The sequence below is a fragment of the Streptomyces sp. NPDC058665 genome (assembly GCF_042714995.1).
GTDB lineage: Bacteria > Actinomycetota > Actinomycetes > Streptomycetales > Streptomycetaceae > Streptomyces.
Window position 1 is genome coordinate 60,736 of sequence record NZ_JBHXRX010000007.1, and the last position, 15,849, is coordinate 76,584.

Here is a 15,849-nt window from a genome sequence, read left to right on the forward strand (position 1 = left end):
CGCGCCGGCCTCCTGGCCTTCGGCCCGGGGGGCCGGCGTCCTCCGGAGGTGCGTTGTCAGTGGGTGGGTGCAGACTGTCCGGAGTCTGGGACAACGGCGTCTTCGGAGGTATCCGCCATGACCAACGACGTACTGCTCACCGTGGGCACACGCAAGGGACTCTTCATCGGCCGCAGGCGCGGCGGGCGGTGGGAGTTCGACGGACCGCACTTCAACGCACAGGCGGTCTACTCGATCGGGATCGACACCCGGCACGCCGTACCGCGCCTGCTGGTCGGCGGGGACAGCGCGCACTGGGGACCGTCCGTGTTCCACTCCGACGATCTCGGCGCGAGCTGGAGCGAGCCGAGCGAACCGGCCGTGAAGTTCCCCAAGGACACCGGCGCGTCGCTGGAGCGGGTCTGGCAGTTGCATCCGGCGGGCCCCGCCGCGCCGGACGTCGTGTACGCGGGCTCCGAGCCTGCCGCGCTGTTCCGTTCCGACGACAGGGGCGAGACCTTCGAGCTGGTCCGGACGCTCTGGGAGCACCCGACGCGTTCGCAGTGGGTGCCGGGCGGTGGCGGCGAGGCGGTGCACACGGTCGTGACCGACCCCAGGGACGCGGACGCGGTGACGGTCGCGGTGTCGACCGCGGGCGTGTTCCGCTCACAGGACGGCGGCGCGAGCTGGGCGCCCTCCAACAAGGGCGTGTCGGCGGTCTTCCTGCCCGATCCCGACCCGGAGTTCGGCCAGTGCGTCCACAAGATCGCCCGGGACGCGGTCGATCCGGACCGGCTCTACCTCCAGAACCACTGGGGCGTGTTCCGCAGCGACGACGCGGGCGCCAACTGGAAGGACATCGGCTCCGGTCTGCCGTCCGACTTCGGCTTCGCCGTCGCGGCCCATCCGCACCGGGGCGACGTGGCGTACGTGTTCCCGATCCAGGCCGACTCCGACCGGGTCCCCGCCGGCCGGCGCTGCCGGATCTACCGTACGAGCGACGCGGGCGAGACGTGGGAGGCCCTGACCACGGGGCTGCCGGACGGCGACCACTTCGGGACGGTGCTGCGCGACGCGCTGTGCACGGACGACGCGGACCCGGCCGGTGTCTACTTCGGCAACCGCAACGGCGAGGTCTACGCGAGCGCGGACGACGGCGACACCTGGCAGCAACTCGCCTCGCACCTTCCCGACGTGCTGTGTGTCCGGGCGGCGGTCCTTGGCTGATTCGTTGATCATGGTCCGCGGCACGTGCTGATCTAAGGTGACCCAGAAGGCGTTTCGGGTCAATTGCACCTTATTGCGCGGTGGTGCGCCAAGGGATCACGGTGAAGCACGTGACGGCCGATGAGGAACCGAGCGTGAGCACGCGCGAGATGTACATGGTGCACACCATGCTCCGGCGGGAGTTCTCGCTGCTTCCGGCCCTGGTGCGCGAGGTCGGGGCCGGTGATCGGGAGCGGGTGGGAGTCGTCGCCGGGCACGCCGAGCTGGTGGCTTCGGTGCTCCATCACCATCATGCCGCTGAGGACGCGTACCTCTGGCCGGTCCTGCTGGAGCGCGGCCCCGAGGAGATCGCACCGGTGGTCCGCTCGATGGAGGAGCAACACGCGGGCGTTGCCCGGCTCTACACAGAGGCGACCGCGCTTCTGGACGAGTGGCGTCACAGCGCGGCCGTGGGTCCGCGCGACGCGCTGGCGGGCACCTTCGAAGAGCTGCTTCCCCCGCTGTACGAGCACCTGGGCGACGAGGAGCGGCGCGTCCTTCCGCTGATCGACAGGTACATCACGCTCGACGAGTGGGACCGGAGTGTTCAGGAGGGCGGCAAGGACACGCCTCAGGAGCTGCTTCCTCTCATGTTCGGCATGATGATGTACGAAGGCGATCCCGGGATCGTCGCGCGGGCGGTGGCCAACATGCCGCCGGAGGTGCGGCCTGTCATCGAGCAGGCGGCCGGAGAGGCGTTCCGAGCCCATTCGCGGCGTGTGCACGGCACCGCCACCCCGCGTCGCAGCACGGGTTGATCAGCCTCACAACGGTCCACGCACGCGGTCAGTCCAGCTGCGGGCGCGGTCGGGACCAGGGGTGCTCCGCCTCAAGTTGGGCCGACAGGGCGAGGAGGGTCGACTCGTCGTGGGGCCGGCCGACCAGTTGTGCGCCGAGCGGGAGGCCGTCGTGGGTGCGGGCGGCCGGTACCACGGCCGCCGGGTTGCCCGCCAGGTTCCACAGTGTCACGAACGCGGTGTAGCGCTGCGCCCCCAGCAGGGTGGTCAGCCAGCCGCGCTCGTACAGTTCGCCGACCCGAAGCGGGGGGCGCGGGGTCACCGGGGTCAGCAGCACGTCCACCGTGTCGAATACGCGGTTCGCCCGCGCGGCCACCCGGTCGCTGTACCGCCGGGCCGCCGCGATCACGGCAGGCGGGTGGAGCCGGCCGAGGGCGGCCAGCCTGCGGGTCGACGAGGACAGTCGCCGCGGCTCGTCGAGAACCGCCGCGGACGAGGCGATCGAGTGCAGGTAGCGCGGCCCGTAACTGAGCATCCCGGTGCGGTCGGTCAGCGGCGGCTCGACGCGCACGACCTCGTGTCCCAACTCGGCGATGGCGTCGGCCATACCGCGGACCGCGTCCTCGACGCGCGGATCGAGGCGGCCCCCGACCGGCCAGGGGCGCAGCGACAGCCCGACCCGGAGCCGGCCCGGCCCGCTCGCGGCGGCCTCGGCGAAGGTGCGGTCCGGCGGCCGCGCGATGTGCCGGTCACCCGGCGCCGGGCCGTGCAGCACGTCCAGCAGGAGCGCGGAATCCGACACGGTCCTGGTCAGTGGACCGGCGACCGACAACCCCGTCCAGACCTCGTCGTACGGTGCCGGCGACACCCGTCCGCGTTGTGGCTTCAGACCGAACAGCCCGGTCGCGGACGCGGGCATCCGGAGGGAACCGCCGCCGTCGCTGCCGAGGGCCGCGGAGACGAGGCCGCCCGCGACCGCAGCCGCGGCACCGCCACTGGATCCGCCGGGCGAGTGCTCCAGTGACCACGGGTTGCGCGTGGGTCCGGCGAAGTAGGTCTGGGTGAACGGCCACAGGCATAGTTCGGGCGCCCGCGTCCGGCCCAGGATGATCGCCCCGGCCCGCCGCAGCCGCGAGACGATCTCGGCGTCCTTGCCGGCGACGGTGGTGACACCGTCGGTGCCGTTCGTCGTCGGCAGCCCGGCCAGGTCCGTCTCCTCCTTCACCGCGATCGGTACGCCCAGCAGAGGGGCGTCCTCGCCGGCGGCACGCCGCGCGTCGGCCTCCCCGGCAGCGCGCCGCGCCGCGTCGGCGAACACCAGCCGGAACGCGTTCAGCGTGCCGTCGAGACGATCGATTCGCGCCAGATAGGCGTCCACGAGCGCGGCAGATGTCACCCGTCCTTCTCGCAGCGCCGTCAACTGATCGCGCACGCTGGAGAAACACAGGTCCGCCGGGGTCATGCGTAGCTCCTCGTAGATCGTGCGGTGGTGATGCGGGGGCGACGGTCAGCCGCTCGTGACGAGTTCACGGACGGCGGGCGCGACTTCAGCGGCGAAGCGGCGCAGGAAGTCGGGTGAGCCGACCCGGTACAGGAAGAACGTATCGATCTGTCCGGCCAGGACGAACTCGGCCAGTTGCCGGGCCCAGACAGCGGGCGGTCCCTGGAGGAAGCCGGAGCCGGTACCGAACTCGCCCTCGATGTTGTAGCCGCGACGGATACTCCGCGGTGACCGGCCGGCGGCCTCCGCGGCCTCGTCGATGATCCGGTTGGCGTCGGGCAGCGCCTCCGGGGGAAAGAAGGGCGAGCTGGGGATCCACCCGTCGCCGATGGCGCCTACGACATGGAGCATGCGGGGCCGGTAGGCGCCGAACCAGATACCGACCTGGTGCACCGGCGCGGGGCCGGGCCGAACGCCGCCGAGCTGGTAGTGCGTGCCCCGGAACTCGACGTCCGTCTCGGCCGTCCACAGCGCACGGATGATGTGCGTGGCCTCCTCCAGCGCCTCGATGGACTGCCCGGCGGTGCGCGGGGGACCGCCCTCCGCGACGATGGACTCCCACATCCGCTGCGCCCCGCTGCCGAGCCCCAGCTCGAACCGGCCGCCGCTGAGGATGTCCAGGGTGGCGGCGGTACGGGCGATCGTGGCGGGCGGCCGAAGCGGCAGATTGAGCAGGTTCGGCATCACCGTGATCCGCCGCGTCCTGGCCACCATGGCCGACAGCAGCGCGACGGTGTCCAGACGCTCGGGCCAGTACGGGTGGTCGGACAACGAGACGACGTCGTAACCGAGTTGCTCCATGAGCTCCGCCCAGCCGACCACATCCTGCGGGCGGTCGGCCGACGGCTCCAGCAGCGCGCCGAATCTCACCTCGGTCATCACGCCACCGCTCCGCGAGCGCCGATCCGCGCCGGGGTGGCGGTGCCGTACACCTGCTGCGCGTGTGCCGCGTAGGACTTCGGAGCCAGCTCCCCGATCACGGCGCTGATCTCGGGCGGCATCTGGGTGACGATGTCCCGCACCGTGCCGGGATCGGCCTCGTACGCCATCATCCCGAAGATCAGCGGAATCCGCTCCGGCACGACGTCGCCGGCGCTGTCGGCGATCATCCGGCCCCACTCGGCCGCGGTGATGTGCTTCTCGATCAGGGGAAGCGCGAGGTCCTCCTCGACGGCGAGGTGTTCGACGAGGTGCTCGTGCAGTCGGGTCATCACGTCGGCGAGGGCCTCGCCCTGTGCCGCGTCGGCGGTGCCCCGCCACCGTGCGAGCCCGGCACGGACCTCGTCCAGCAGCGCGCCGATGGCCGTGTGCTGCTCTTCCATCACCCGCACCACCGGTTCGGCCTCCGCACCCGCGCGCTCGGCCAGCCGTGGCCACACGTGTTCATCCTCGGCGACGTGGTGGTGGTGCAGGCTGTTGTCGACGACCTGGAAGTGGTCGGCCACGGTCGCGGCACGCGTGACGTCGCCGCCCGGCACACCGCGGACAAGCGCCGGGGCGAGTCCGATCTCGCGCCGGAACATGGTGTGCGCCATATACATGTCGCGGACGTCAGCCAGGGGTTCGTTGATCATGGGTCGCTTTCCTGAGCTTTTCTGTACGGCTTCTTCAGCACGACGGCTTCATCGGCACGCCTTCTTCAGGCATAACCCTAGCCACCGCGCCGCACCGCGAAAAGAAAAGGTCCGGGATGCGAATCCGGTTATCCACGAAGCGTACTCAGCGGCTTTATTCCATATTTCGCCTCGTGCGCGGCGGCGAATCGGCCCGGGTGCGAGAAGCCCCAACCGCGGGCGATCGAGGCGACCGAATCGACATACGGGTCGGCGGCGCGGAGTTCTTCGTGCGCCCGGCGCAGGCGGACATCGCGCAGGTACTCCATCGGCGACATGCCCAGATGCTGCTGGAACGCCTTCTGCAGGGTGCGCGCGCTCACGCCGCAGTGCTCGGCGAGAACCGACAGCGTCAGTGGGGTCCGTGCGTCCGCCTCGATGACGTCGATGGCGGTGCGGACCGCTGTCGGCCGCGCCGGCGCCACCGACGCGGTGAGCGCCTCGGTGTGCGGGTGGGCCGCCGCGAGCAGGAAGCCGTTGATCACGCTCTCCGCCAGCGGGGCCGCGACCAGCGGCTGTGTCAGCAGGTTGTCCGGAGCGCCCGCGAGCTGTCGGTTGACCGAGTAGAGCAGGTCCGCCCAGCCACGGCCGTAGCCGTCGGCGGTGTCCATGACCGGGCCGAAGCGGGCCCGGCTGGACACGCGGTCGCCGATGAGCCTGGCCAGAGCGGTCTCCAGCGCCGGCGCGTCAATGCGGACGCACAACGCTCGGTAGCCCGCCGGCCAGCGGCCGGAGAACGGCCCGCCACCCGGCTGGTACACGACCGACGACGCGCGGCTGACCAGCGTGCGCACACCGCGGTGCCGCGACTCGAATCGCCCTTGAATCGGCAGCTGAACATAAAATCCGGTGCCGATATCTTCGCACTCAAGCCGCAGCTCGTCCTGAAATATCACCTCGCCGATCTGGACAGGACCGAGATCGGCGGATCTGTAACTCGACACCGTGACCTCGTCCTGCGGCACGGAATCGATCGTCAAGGAGTCAACGAGCATTTCCGAATTCCTCCGAAACCAGCTGTCCGTCGACAGCCATGAGTCGATGGACTGTGGTCATGCCGCCGTGACAGCAGCCAGGACGGCATACATGTTCACCATTCAACCATCCTAGGTCAACATGCCTCCCGATGGCCCGGTTCCTGTGCCCTACGGCAGTTGCCACTCCACCGGCTGGGCGCCCTGCCCGGCGAGAAGGTCGTTGGCCCGGCTGAACGGCCGCGAGCCGAAGAAGCCCCGGTCCGCCGACATCGGAGACGGATGCGCGGATTCAATCGCCGGAAGATCCCCCAGCAGCGGCCGCAGATTGCGCGCGTCACGCCCCCACAGGATCGACACCAGCGGTTTGCCGCGCCCCACCAACGCCCGGATCGCCTGCTCCGTAACCTCTTCCCAGCCCTTGCCCCGGTGCGCGGCGGGCTTGCGCGGGGCCGTCGTGAGCGCCCTGTTGAGCAACAGCACGCCCTGCCGTGTCCAGGGAGTCAGGTCACCGTTGGAGGGTCTTGGCGTACCGATGTCGCGATGCATCTCCAGGAAGATGTTCTCCAGGCTGCCCGGGAGGTTACGCACGTCTGGGGCTACGGAGAAGCTGAGTCCGACGGCCATCCCCGGTGTGGGGTACGGGTCCTGTCCGACGATCAGGACTCGGACATCGTCGAAGGGCTGCTGAAACGCGCGGAGCACGTTCGCGCCGGCGGGCAGATACGTCCGGCCGGCTGCGATCTCGGCCCGGAGGAAGTCCCCCATGGCGCCGACGCGTTCAGCTACTGGTTCGAGAGCTGTCGCCCATCCGGGCTCAACAAGCTCGTGCAAGGGTCGTGGTGCCACGGCCGATCACTCTACTGGGTTAAGAAGTGGAGCAGTCCCTCGAACGGGGCCACCCCGCCAAGGCGCTAGTCTTCCTCGACGTCGAGATCGTCAAGCCGTTCGAGCGGATCTCGCAGCTGATCGGCAGGAAGGAGGGGAGTTCGTTGCGTCCAGTGAACGATGCACTGACCCACCGTCATCACGCCCGCTCAGCCCTTCGTTCCGAACACACGGACAACGCCTTCCGGGAGACGCACGCGGACATCGCGGCGCCCCTGCCGTCCAACGGGGATCTGACGCCATGAGCTGGGTGCTCGGTGTCGACTCGGGCGGGTCCGGGCTGCGGATCGCCCTCGGGTTGGTGGACGAGGCCGCGGCCGCGTCGGCGGACGGCGGCGCGGCGGTCAGGACGGTGGGGAGCGCCACGTCCGCCGAGCCGGTCCGCACCGGGCCTTCCGGGATCGATCCGGACCATTTGCTGGAGCGGTTGCTGCCCACCGCGCGGACACTGCTCGCGCGCGAGGACGCGGCGGCCCCCGTGGCCGTCGCGATCGGCGCCGCGGGCATGGCATCGCTCGGTGACGGACTGCGCGCCGACCTGCCCGCGGCGCTGGAAAACGCCCTGGGAGCACGGCGGTTGGCCCTCGCCGCCGACGCCGTCACCGCGTACGCGGGGGCACTCGGCCAGCGTCAGGGCGCCGTCGTCGCCGCCGGAACGGGCATGATCGCGCTCGGCACCGATCTGACGGGCTGGCGGCGCGCGGACGGCTGGGGGCATCTCCTCGGCGACTGCGGCGGCGGTGCCTGGATCGGCCGGGCGGGGCTGGAGGCGGCGATGCGCGCGTACGACGGGCGGCGCGGCGGTTCGGCCGCACTGCTGTCCCGGACGGAAGCCGTGTTCGGCCCCGCGCCGGAGATGCCGGGGCGGGTCTATCCGCGTACCGACCGGCCCGCCGTGCTCGCCTCGTTCGCCCCCGAGGTGGCCCGCTGCGCGGCCGACGACCCGGTGGCCGCGGGGATCATCGCCGAGGCCGCGCGGCACATCGCCGACGCGGCCGTCGCCGCGTGTCCGCCGGCGGAGGGGTGCGAAGTGGCCCTGACGGGTGGGCTGTTCAAGATGGGTGACCCACTGCTCGTACCGCTGCGGGCGGAGTTGGCCGACCGGCTGCCGTACGCGAGGCCGGTGCCGGCGGAGGGAGACCCGCTGGCGGGGGCCCTGCGGATCGCGGCGGCCCTCGCGACCGGTTCGCTCCGACTGCCGCGCGACGGGCGGATGTTGTCCGTCCCGACAGAGCGGGACGAATAAGGGTTAAGCATCATAGCGAAAAAATACGGACAGATGGCGCACGACCGGACCCTCCCCGAACAGCCGACCCCACAAAACCAGTAGCATTCGGCGCCATGAGCTCCCCCACTGGGCCGGCACCCGGCCTGCCTGTACGAATGCCTCGACCTCGACAGTCGGGGCGGCACCGTCGACCCGAACCCGTGGCGGCGCCCGAGGGCGCGCCCACGCTTGTGCTGGCCATGCCCGGCATCCCCAGTGCCGAGGTGCGGAACCTCGGCGAGGAGGTCGTCAGCATCGCCCGTTCCGAGCTGCCGGGCCTGGACGCCCGGATCGGCTATCTGGACGGCGACGACGACGAGTACCCCGCGCTGGGCACCGTCCTGGCGCACACCTCCGAGCAGCGTGTCGAGCGCTACGAGCAGGCGAAGGCCGCCGGCCGTGAGGTCACCGAGCCCGAGGGCATCTCGGCCGTTGTCGTGCCGCTGCTCGCGGGTCCCGACAACTCCCTGGTCAGGCGGATACGCCAGGCCGTGGTGGACAGCAAGGCCGTGGCGGAGATGACCGAGGTCCTCGGTCCGCACCCGCTGCTCGCCGAGGCGCTGCACGTGCGTCTGTCGGAGGCCGGGCTCGCCCGTGCCGACCGCGCGAGGCTCTTCACGGTGGCGACGGCCGCCGACGGCATCATCCTCGCCACGGTGGGCGGCGAGGAGGCTGTCCAGGCGGCCGGGATCACCGGGATGCTGCTGGCCGCGCGCCTCGCCGTGCCGGTGATGGCGGCGGCGCTCGACGACGACGGCGCGGTCGCCGCCATCGCCGAGCAGCTGCGCGAGTCCGGCTCCACACAGCTGGCGCTCGCCCCGTACCTGATCGGACCCGAGCTGCCCGAGGGGCTGCTCGACATCGCGCTCAAGGAGGCCGACTGCGCCTCTTCCGAGCCGCTCGGCGCGTATCCGGCCGTCGGCAAGCTGGTGCTCTCGCAGTACACGAGCGCGCTGGGCATCTCGGCGCAGACGCAGAACTCCCCGGCGTCCTGAACTCCGCGACTCCGCTTCCGCCCGGTGGCCGCCGGACGGCCTGATCTCTCAGCCCGTCCGGCGCCGGGCACCGGCGCCGCCCGGCGGCGGTGTCAGCCGAAGATCACACAGGAGGCCGCGGGCGCCTCGAACGAGCCCGCACGGGACGGCACACCGGTCACCGGGTCGATGTCGAACCAGGTCACGTCGCCGGAGTGCTCGTTCGACACGTAGAGCCTGCGGCCCGCCGGGTCCAGCGCGAGATCGCGCGGCCAGTGCCCCCCGCAGTCCACGGTCGTGACCAGAACGGCCTTCTCACGCGTCTCGTCGAGCGTCAGAACGGCGATGGAGTCGTGCCCGCGCACCGCTGCCCACAGGTGCCTGCCGTCGCGTGAGACGACGATCTCGGAGGCGTGGCTCGCCACTTCGACACCGTCGGGGAGGACGGGCGCCTCGCCGGCCGGCTCCAGGGTGCCTTTGTCCGCGTCCCAGCGGCAGACCGTGAGGGTCGTCTCCAGCTCGTTGAGTATGTACGCGTGCGTGCCCGCCGGGTGGAAGACGAGATGGCGCGGTCCGGTGCCGGGGCGCAGCACGGTCTCGCCGTGCGGGTTGATGTCGCCGCTGCCCGGGTCGACGGAGCTGATCCGTACGGAGTCGGTGCCCAGGTCGACGGCGAGCAGCCACTGGCCGCTCGGGTCGGGCAGCACCTGGTGGGCGTGCGGCCCCTCCTGCCGGTCGGAACGTGGTCCGGTGCCTTCGTGCTGGAGGATTCCGGCAGCGGCACCGAGGCTGCCGTCGGGGCGGACGGGCAGCGTGGTGACGCTGCCGGAGCCGTAGTTGGCGGTCACCAGGTGCCCGGCGGTGAGGGTGAGATGGGTGGGGCCCGATCCGCAGACCGGCACCGGTTCGCCCAGCAGGCGCGGCGCCGACGCGCCGCCCGACGCGCGCGGGACGACGTCGAAGGCCGCCGCCGCTCCTTCTTCTCCTTCGGAAACGGCGTAGAGCATGGAGCCGTCGGCCGCGAGGGTCAGATAGGAGGGGTCGGCCAGTTCGTCGGTCGCGCCGATCTCCGTCAGCGAGCCGGTGTCGGCGTCCACGGTGGCGGCGATGATGCCGCGACCGCCCGCCGAGGTGAACGACCCGATGTAGGCCCGTCCTTCGCTCCTGCCGTCGCGCCTGTCGCCCACTGTCCGTCCCCTTGTCGCTCGATCGTTCTGTGCGTCCGTGAGTGGTGCGCGGTGCCCCGCTCACGTGTCCGGCCGACGGTAGCAGGCGGTCTAGACCAGCCACCGACGTCGGGTGCTGCCGCCTGAACTACCCATTCCGGTAGCCGGTTCACCCTTTTGGATGCATCAGAGGCAGATCGGCCCTCAGACGGCGTGCGCGGGGAGCGCGACGCCGGTCAGGCGCTCCGCCTCCGCCCAGAGACGGGCGTTGACCGACGCGTCGAGCGCCCTGCGGGTCATCCGTGCGGTGGTGGCGGGACCGACGAGGCCGAAGCGCCCGCCGGGGCCGTAGTAGCCGGCCGCGACGGCGTCGGGGCTGGTCGCGGCGTAGAGCAGCGGTTCGGTGCCCGGCTCCACCCCCTGCGAGGGCAGAAAGTCCATCTTGGTGAGCAGAGTCGTACCGAGGGACCTCTTGCCGGTACCGAGACTCGCGCCCGCCGTCTGGAGGTTGGTGAGGGTATAGCCGGGGTGCGCGCCGGTGCTCAGCAGATTCCAGCCGCGCTCCGCCGCGATACGGGCCAGCTCCCTGGTCATGATCATGTCGGCGAGCTTGGACTGGGCGTACGACCTGTTCGAGCTGTACCTCCGGCTCTTCCACTGGAGGTCGGCGAAGTCGATCCTGCCGAAGCTCGCCGTACCACTGCTCATGGTGGCCACACGTGGGGATCCGGCGGCGAGCAGCAGCGGGAGGAGCCGTACGGTCAGGGCGAACGGGCCGAGGAAGTTGCTGCCCATCTGGAGCTCGAAGCCGTCGGTCGTCTCGATGCGCGAGGGCGGGGCCATCACTCCGGCGTTGTTGACCAGCAGGTCGAGCGGGGTGCCGTCGGCGATGAGACCGTCGGCGAACTCCTCCACGGAGGCGAGGTCCGCGAGGTCGACGCGGCGCACGTCGAGCTCGGCGTGCGGATGGCGCGCGAGGATCTCGTCACGGGCGCTCTCACCCTTGGCGACCGTACGGACGGCCATCACGACATGCGCGCCGGCGGCGGCGAGACGGCGGACCGCCTCCTTGCCGGTGCCGCTGTTGGCGCCGGTGACGACGGCGTACTTACCGGTCTGATCAGGAACGATGTACATGACGACTCCTTGAGGTGCGGTGGGGCGGCGATCCATATAAGACCGCCGGTCTCTTCAATTCCGAAGATAGCAGACCGGTGGTCCGATAACAACAGACCGGAGGTCTGTAGACTTGGCCCATGGCACACACCTTCCAGCGCGCACGCAGCGAGGAGCAGCGCGCCCAGCGCCGCCGGGCGATCCTCGACACGGCGGCATCGATGCTCACCGAGATGCCGGTGTCCCAGGTGAGCCTCAACGAGCTGAGCCGGCGGGTCGGGCTGGCGAAGTCCAACGTCCTGCGCTACTTCGAGTCCCGGGAGGCCGTCCTCCTCGACCTGCTCGACGTCGCGTGGCGCGAGTGGACGGAGTATCTGGAGGGGGCGCTCGCCTCGGACGTCGACGCCCACGCGCCGCTGCGCGAGCGGGGCGACCAGGTGGCCGCCGTGCTCGCCGCCTCGCTGGCGGACCGCCCGGTCCTGTGCGACCTGACCAGCTCGCAGGCGGCGGTCCTCGAACGCAACGTCTCGCCCGACGTCGCGGCCGAGTTCAAGCGCACCGCCATCGCGAACGTGGGCAAGCTGGCGGCTCTGGTCCGCACCCATGTGCCGGAGCTGAGCGAGCAGGACGCGCCGCGGTTCGCCGCCTACTGCGTCCTGACCGCCGGCGCGATCTGGACCCACACCCAGCCGTCGGCGGCGATGCTGGCCGCCTACGAGGCCGATCCGTCGCTCGCGGCCATGCGGATCGACTTCGCGCCGTCGCTGCGGGAGGTCCTGGAGGTCGGGCTCTCGGGGCTGCTGGCCCGTGCGTCAGGCTGAGAGCGGGCCAGAGGCGCCGATCTCGTACTGCGTAATCTCCATGCTGAGCACGACGGGGGACGGCTGTGACTCCCGCGCCGTACGGGCCAGATGGGCCGCCAGGTGTTCCTGCGACTCCCACCGCTCGTACACGTTGACGCGGCCCGGTTCGACCGGGTCGGCGGCCACCACGTAGTCCAGACAGCCGGGTTCGGCCCGCGCCCGCAGCTGCGCCGCCTCGAAGCCCGCGAGGAACGCCTCACGGTCGTCGGGATCGACGTAACCCTTGCCGGCGACGATCAGCATGGTGGCCTCCGTGGTGTTTCGGGGTGATGCGTGAGCCGTGCGGAGCCGGCCAGGCGGGGCGCCCTGCGTACGGGCTTGGCATGCTGGGGTCATGAGCACCGCGCGCACCCCCTCCTCTGTCCGCGTCGTCTTCGACCTCGACGGCACCCTCGTGGACAGCGAGCCGAACTACTACGAGGCCGGCCGTCGACTGCTCGCACAGCACGGTGTACCCGACTTCACCTGGGAGCACCACACCCGGTACATCGGCATCAGCACCCGCGAGACGCTTCAGGCGCTGCGCGCGGAGTACGGGCTCGACACATCGGTGGACGAGTTGCTGGCCGTGAAGGACCGCTTCTATGTGGAGCTGGCACGCGCGTCGACCGAGGTCTTTCCCGAGATGCGGAAGTTCGTGGAGCAGTTGCACGCACAGGGCGTGCCCATGGCGGTCGCCTCCGGCTCGTCGCGTACCGCCATCGAGGCCGTGCTCGACGGCACGGGGCTCGGTCCGTACTTCGACCTGTACGTCTCCGCCGAGGAGGTCCCGCACGGCAAGCCCGAGCCCGACGTCTTCCTGGAGGCGGCGCGGCGTCTGGGCGCGGAGCCGGCCGACTGCGTGGTGCTGGAGGACGCGGCCCCGGGCGTGGCGGCGGCACGCGCGGCCGGGATGCGGTGTGTCGCCGTCCCGTATGTGCCGGACACGGCCGGTGATCCGGCGTTCCGCGGGGCGGAGTTGCTGTTCGCGCGCGGCCGGAGCGAGTTCACGGCGCGGGCGGCGTACGCCTGGCTGACCGGGACGGAGCAGGGCCGGAGGTAGCCCCGCCGGCCCGGGTGAATCGGACGGCACGCGCTACGCGATCACTTGGGCGTCAGCCGCTTCAGGCCGTCCCGTCGGCGGCGGCCCGCAGAGCGGCCAGGTCGATCTTCTTCATGCCGAGCATCGCCTTCATCGCCCGCTGGCCGCGTTCCTGGTCCGGGTCGTTCAGAACCTCCTCCATCCCGGCGGGCGCGACCTGCCAGGAGAGGCCGAACTTGTCCTTCAGCCAGCCGCAGGGGCCTTCCTCGCCGCCCTCGGAGAGCTTGTACCAGTAGTAGTCGACCTCTTCCTGGTCGGCGCACTCGATCAGGAACGAGACGGCCTCGTCGAAGGTGAACTGCGGGCCGCCGTTGATCCCCGTGTAGCGGTGGCCGTCGAGCTCGAAATCGACGGTGAGTACGGTGCCGGCCGGCCCGGGACCGGCCTCGCCGTAGTGGGTGATACCTGTGATCTTGGAGTTCGGGAAGATCCCGATGTAGTACTCGGCGGCGTCCTTCGCCTGCCCGTCGAACCAGAGATTGGGGGTGATCTTCGGCATCGCTGTCTCCCGGTGTCGTCGCCGTTCGCCGCCTCTACGGCTCGGGCGCTTCCTTCTCCTCTTCTGACTGTGGCACCGGCCGGAACTCATCGCAGAAGCAGCCCGGATCGAGGCCTTCGGCGCCCCGGACCGCTCAGACGGCCGCGAGGGAGATCTCCGTCGACTTGACCAGCGCGGTGACGCCGGTCCCGGGGGTGAGCCCCAGCTCCTCCACCGCTTCCCTGGTGATCACGGCGGTCAGCTCGGTCTCCCCCACCGTCAGCTTGACGTTCGCCAGGCTGGTGCCGAGAACGATCTCGGTGATCTTGCCGGCCAGCCGGTTGCGGATGCTCAGCCCGTCGATCGGCCCGGTGGCCAGGGAGACCTCGGTGGCCTTGGCCAGCACACGCACCGCCGTGCCCACCGCGATGCCGAGTTCCTGGACGGCCTCCAGCGTGATGGCGGCGGTGACGTCCTCCCCACCCGCCAGATGGACCCTGACCGTGGCCATGACCTCCCCGGGAATGACACCCGTGACGGTGCCGGGGAGCTGGTTGCGGATGCTCAGCTGCATGGGAGGTTCGGCCTCTCGCTGGTGGGGCGTGGAGCGGACAGAAGTAAGGCCATTGAAAAGGATGAGCAAAGGCGAACCACCCATTGACTCCGGTATCTGGGAATTTGCCATGTTTTCGGACGAGTAAGGCTGAGCTAACTTAGGCTCGCCTCACCCCCTGGGGCCATGACGAAACACCGCAAACACCGTCCTCAGCCGCTGGAGCCCGCATGCGTCCCGTCCGCCTCTCCCTGATCACCGCCCTCGCGGCGGTCGCCGCCCTCACCACCGTCACGGCGTGCGCCGAGAAGAGCGACGCCGAAGGGGACGGGGCCGTCAAGGTCACGGCGACCGACACCTCCTGCGAGGTGTCGAAGAAGGAGTTCCCGGCCGGTCACCTTCAACTGGCCGTGGAGAACAAGGGCTCGAAGGTCACCGAGGTCTATGTCCTGTTCCCCGACGACCGGATCGTCACCGAGCGCGAGAACATCGGCGCGGGCACCAAGGCGAACATCACCGCGGAGATCAAGGCAGGCGACTACGAGATCGCCTGCAAGCCGGGCATGAAGGGCAAGGGCATCCGCCAGCAGGTCAAGGCCACCGGCGGCGGCAGGACCGCGAAGCGGGACCCGAAGCTGGACGCCGCGGTCGCGGCGTACCGGCAGTACACGCTGGAGCAGGCAGAGGAGACCCTGCCGAAGGCGAAGGTCTTCGCGGACGCGGTGAAGGCCGGTGACATCGAGGCCGCGAAGAAGGCGTACGCCGACTCCCGTATCGGCTGGGAGCGCACCGAGCCGGTGGCCGAGTCCTTCGGCGACATCGACCCCAAGGTCGACCTCCGCGCGGACGGCCTCGAAGACGGTCAGGACCCCGAGACGGACTGGACCGGCTGGCACCGCCTGGAGAAGGCGCTGTGGCAGGACAAGAAGATCACCCCGCGCGACAAGGAACTCGCGGATCTGCTGATCACCGATCTGACCGCCTGGCAGAAGAAGGTCGGTACGGCGGAGATAACCCCGACGTCCATGGCGAACGGCGCCAAGGAACTGCTCGACGAGGTCGCCGCGGGCAAGGTCACCGGCGAGGAGGAGCGGTACAGCCACACCGACCTGGTCGACTTCAAGGCCAACGTCGAGGGCGCCGAGAAGTCGTACGCGCTGCTGAAGCCGGTCGCCTCGAAGAACGACGCGAAGCTGACCGGTGAACTGGACACCCAGTTCGCGGCGTTGAACAAACTGCTCGACAAGTACCGCGAGGACAGGACGAGTTACGTCTTCACCTCGTACGACAAGGTCGGCGAGCCGGAGCGCAAGGAGCTGTCCGACGCGGTGAACGCGCTGGCCGAGCCGCTGTCGAAGCTCGCAGCCGCGGTCGTGAAGTAGTGGCGGGGGAC

The 15,849-nt window shown here is 70.5% G+C and carries 18 protein-coding genes; 8 read left to right on the plus strand and 10 right to left on the minus strand.

Annotation, left to right across the window (positions count from 1 at the left end; translation table 11 throughout):
* Positions 1-117: 117 nt before the first annotated feature.
* Both ACFWV8_RS06310 and ACFWV8_RS06315 read left to right on the plus strand, forming a co-directional pair.
* Positions 118-1,206: a WD40/YVTN/BNR-like repeat-containing protein gene (locus ACFWV8_RS06310; RefSeq protein WP_384198475.1), complete on the plus strand. Its 1,089-nt coding sequence runs from the start codon at positions 118-120 to the stop codon at positions 1,204-1,206.
* Positions 1,207-1,340: 134 nt separating this feature from the next.
* A complete protein-coding gene (locus ACFWV8_RS06315; protein WP_384198477.1) occupies positions 1,341-2,003 on the plus strand; it encodes a hemerythrin domain-containing protein in 663 nt (220 codons plus the stop codon).
* A gap of 28 nt (positions 2,004-2,031) precedes the next feature.
* Here the strand turns inward: ACFWV8_RS06315 and ACFWV8_RS06320 are convergent, their stop codons facing one another.
* From ACFWV8_RS06320 to ACFWV8_RS06340, 5 genes are all read right to left on the minus strand, one after another.
* Positions 2,032-3,444, minus strand: coding sequence for an amidase (locus ACFWV8_RS06320; protein ID WP_384198479.1), 1,413 nt, complete (start codon positions 3,442-3,444; stop codon positions 2,032-2,034).
* 45 nt (positions 3,445-3,489) lie between these two features.
* On the minus strand, positions 3,490-4,362 hold the full coding sequence (locus tag ACFWV8_RS06325; protein ID WP_384198481.1) for an LLM class flavin-dependent oxidoreductase: 873 nt from the start codon (positions 4,360-4,362) through the stop codon (positions 3,490-3,492).
* Positions 4,362-5,057, minus strand: a complete 696-nt coding sequence (locus ACFWV8_RS06330) for a hemerythrin domain-containing protein (protein ID WP_384198482.1) — start codon at positions 5,055-5,057, stop codon at positions 4,362-4,364. Before ACFWV8_RS06330 ends, ACFWV8_RS06325 begins: the two co-directional genes overlap by 1 nt.
* Before the next feature lie 128 nt (positions 5,058-5,185).
* Positions 5,186-6,091, minus strand: coding sequence for an AraC family transcriptional regulator (locus ACFWV8_RS06335; protein ID WP_384198484.1), 906 nt, complete (start codon positions 6,089-6,091; stop codon positions 5,186-5,188).
* Between the two features lie 150 nt (positions 6,092-6,241).
* Positions 6,242-6,919 carry a uracil-DNA glycosylase gene (locus tag ACFWV8_RS06340; RefSeq protein ID WP_384198485.1) on the minus strand — a complete coding sequence of 226 codons (678 nt, stop codon included), beginning with the start codon at positions 6,917-6,919 and terminating at the stop codon, positions 6,242-6,244.
* Between the two features lie 26 nt (positions 6,920-6,945).
* On the opposite strand from ACFWV8_RS06340, the gene ACFWV8_RS06345 reads away from it, so the two are divergent.
* The 3 genes from ACFWV8_RS06345 (at position 6,946) to ACFWV8_RS06355 (ending at position 9,220) form a co-directional block, all read left to right on the plus strand.
* Complete coding sequence (locus ACFWV8_RS06345; RefSeq protein ID WP_384198487.1) at positions 6,946-7,203, plus strand: hypothetical protein; 258 nt, start codon at positions 6,946-6,948, stop codon at positions 7,201-7,203.
* Positions 7,200-8,204, plus strand: coding sequence for an N-acetylglucosamine kinase (locus ACFWV8_RS06350; protein WP_384198489.1), 1,005 nt, complete (start codon positions 7,200-7,202; stop codon positions 8,202-8,204). Before ACFWV8_RS06345 ends, ACFWV8_RS06350 begins: the two co-directional genes overlap by 4 nt.
* Positions 8,205-8,299: 95 nt before the next feature.
* Complete coding sequence (locus ACFWV8_RS06355; RefSeq protein ID WP_384198490.1) at positions 8,300-9,220, plus strand: sirohydrochlorin chelatase; 921 nt, start codon at positions 8,300-8,302, stop codon at positions 9,218-9,220.
* Between the two features lie 92 nt (positions 9,221-9,312).
* On the opposite strand, the gene ACFWV8_RS06360 is transcribed toward ACFWV8_RS06355, so the two are convergent.
* Both ACFWV8_RS06360 and ACFWV8_RS06365 read right to left on the minus strand, forming a co-directional pair.
* Positions 9,313-10,386 carry a lactonase family protein gene (locus ACFWV8_RS06360; RefSeq protein WP_384198492.1) on the minus strand — a complete coding sequence of 358 codons (1,074 nt, stop codon included), beginning with the start codon at positions 10,384-10,386 and terminating at the stop codon, positions 9,313-9,315.
* Between the two features lie 183 nt (positions 10,387-10,569).
* Positions 10,570-11,502 carry an SDR family oxidoreductase gene (locus ACFWV8_RS06365; protein ID WP_384198494.1) on the minus strand — a complete coding sequence of 311 codons (933 nt, stop codon included), beginning with the start codon at positions 11,500-11,502 and terminating at the stop codon, positions 10,570-10,572.
* 119 nt (positions 11,503-11,621) lie between these two features.
* On the opposite strand from ACFWV8_RS06365, the gene ACFWV8_RS06370 reads away from it, so the two are divergent.
* The gene (locus ACFWV8_RS06370) at positions 11,622-12,302 is read left to right on the plus strand and encodes a TetR/AcrR family transcriptional regulator (RefSeq protein ID WP_384198495.1); all 681 of its coding nucleotides are present in this window, start codon (positions 11,622-11,624) and stop codon (positions 12,300-12,302) included.
* On the opposite strand, the gene ACFWV8_RS06375 is transcribed toward ACFWV8_RS06370, so the two are convergent.
* Positions 12,294-12,587 (minus strand): putative quinol monooxygenase, encoded by a 294-nt coding sequence (locus ACFWV8_RS06375; RefSeq protein WP_384198497.1) that lies wholly within the window; start codon positions 12,585-12,587, stop codon positions 12,294-12,296. The two genes, ACFWV8_RS06370 and ACFWV8_RS06375, sit on opposite strands and share 9 nt — an antisense overlap.
* 91 nt (positions 12,588-12,678) lie before the next feature.
* Here ACFWV8_RS06375 and ACFWV8_RS06380 point away from each other — a divergent pair, with 91 nt between their 5' ends.
* Positions 12,679-13,386, plus strand: coding sequence for an HAD family hydrolase (locus ACFWV8_RS06380; protein ID WP_384198499.1), 708 nt, complete (start codon positions 12,679-12,681; stop codon positions 13,384-13,386).
* Positions 13,387-13,447: 61 nt separating this feature from the next.
* On the opposite strand, the gene ACFWV8_RS06385 is transcribed toward ACFWV8_RS06380, so the two are convergent.
* Together ACFWV8_RS06385 and ACFWV8_RS06390 are read right to left on the minus strand one after the other, a co-directional pair.
* Complete coding sequence (locus ACFWV8_RS06385; RefSeq protein ID WP_384198501.1) at positions 13,448-13,924, minus strand: VOC family protein; 477 nt, start codon at positions 13,922-13,924, stop codon at positions 13,448-13,450.
* 133 nt (positions 13,925-14,057) lie between these two features.
* Entirely contained in the window at positions 14,058-14,477 is a 420-nt protein-coding gene (locus tag ACFWV8_RS06390) for a TOBE domain-containing protein (protein ID WP_329391086.1), read from the minus strand.
* Between the two features lie 209 nt (positions 14,478-14,686).
* Between ACFWV8_RS06390 and efeO the strand changes: the two genes are divergently transcribed.
* Positions 14,687-15,838 carry an iron uptake system protein EfeO gene (gene efeO / locus ACFWV8_RS06395; protein ID WP_384198503.1) on the plus strand — a complete coding sequence of 384 codons (1,152 nt, stop codon included), beginning with the start codon at positions 14,687-14,689 and terminating at the stop codon, positions 15,836-15,838.
* Positions 15,839-15,849: the final 11 nt, after the last annotated feature.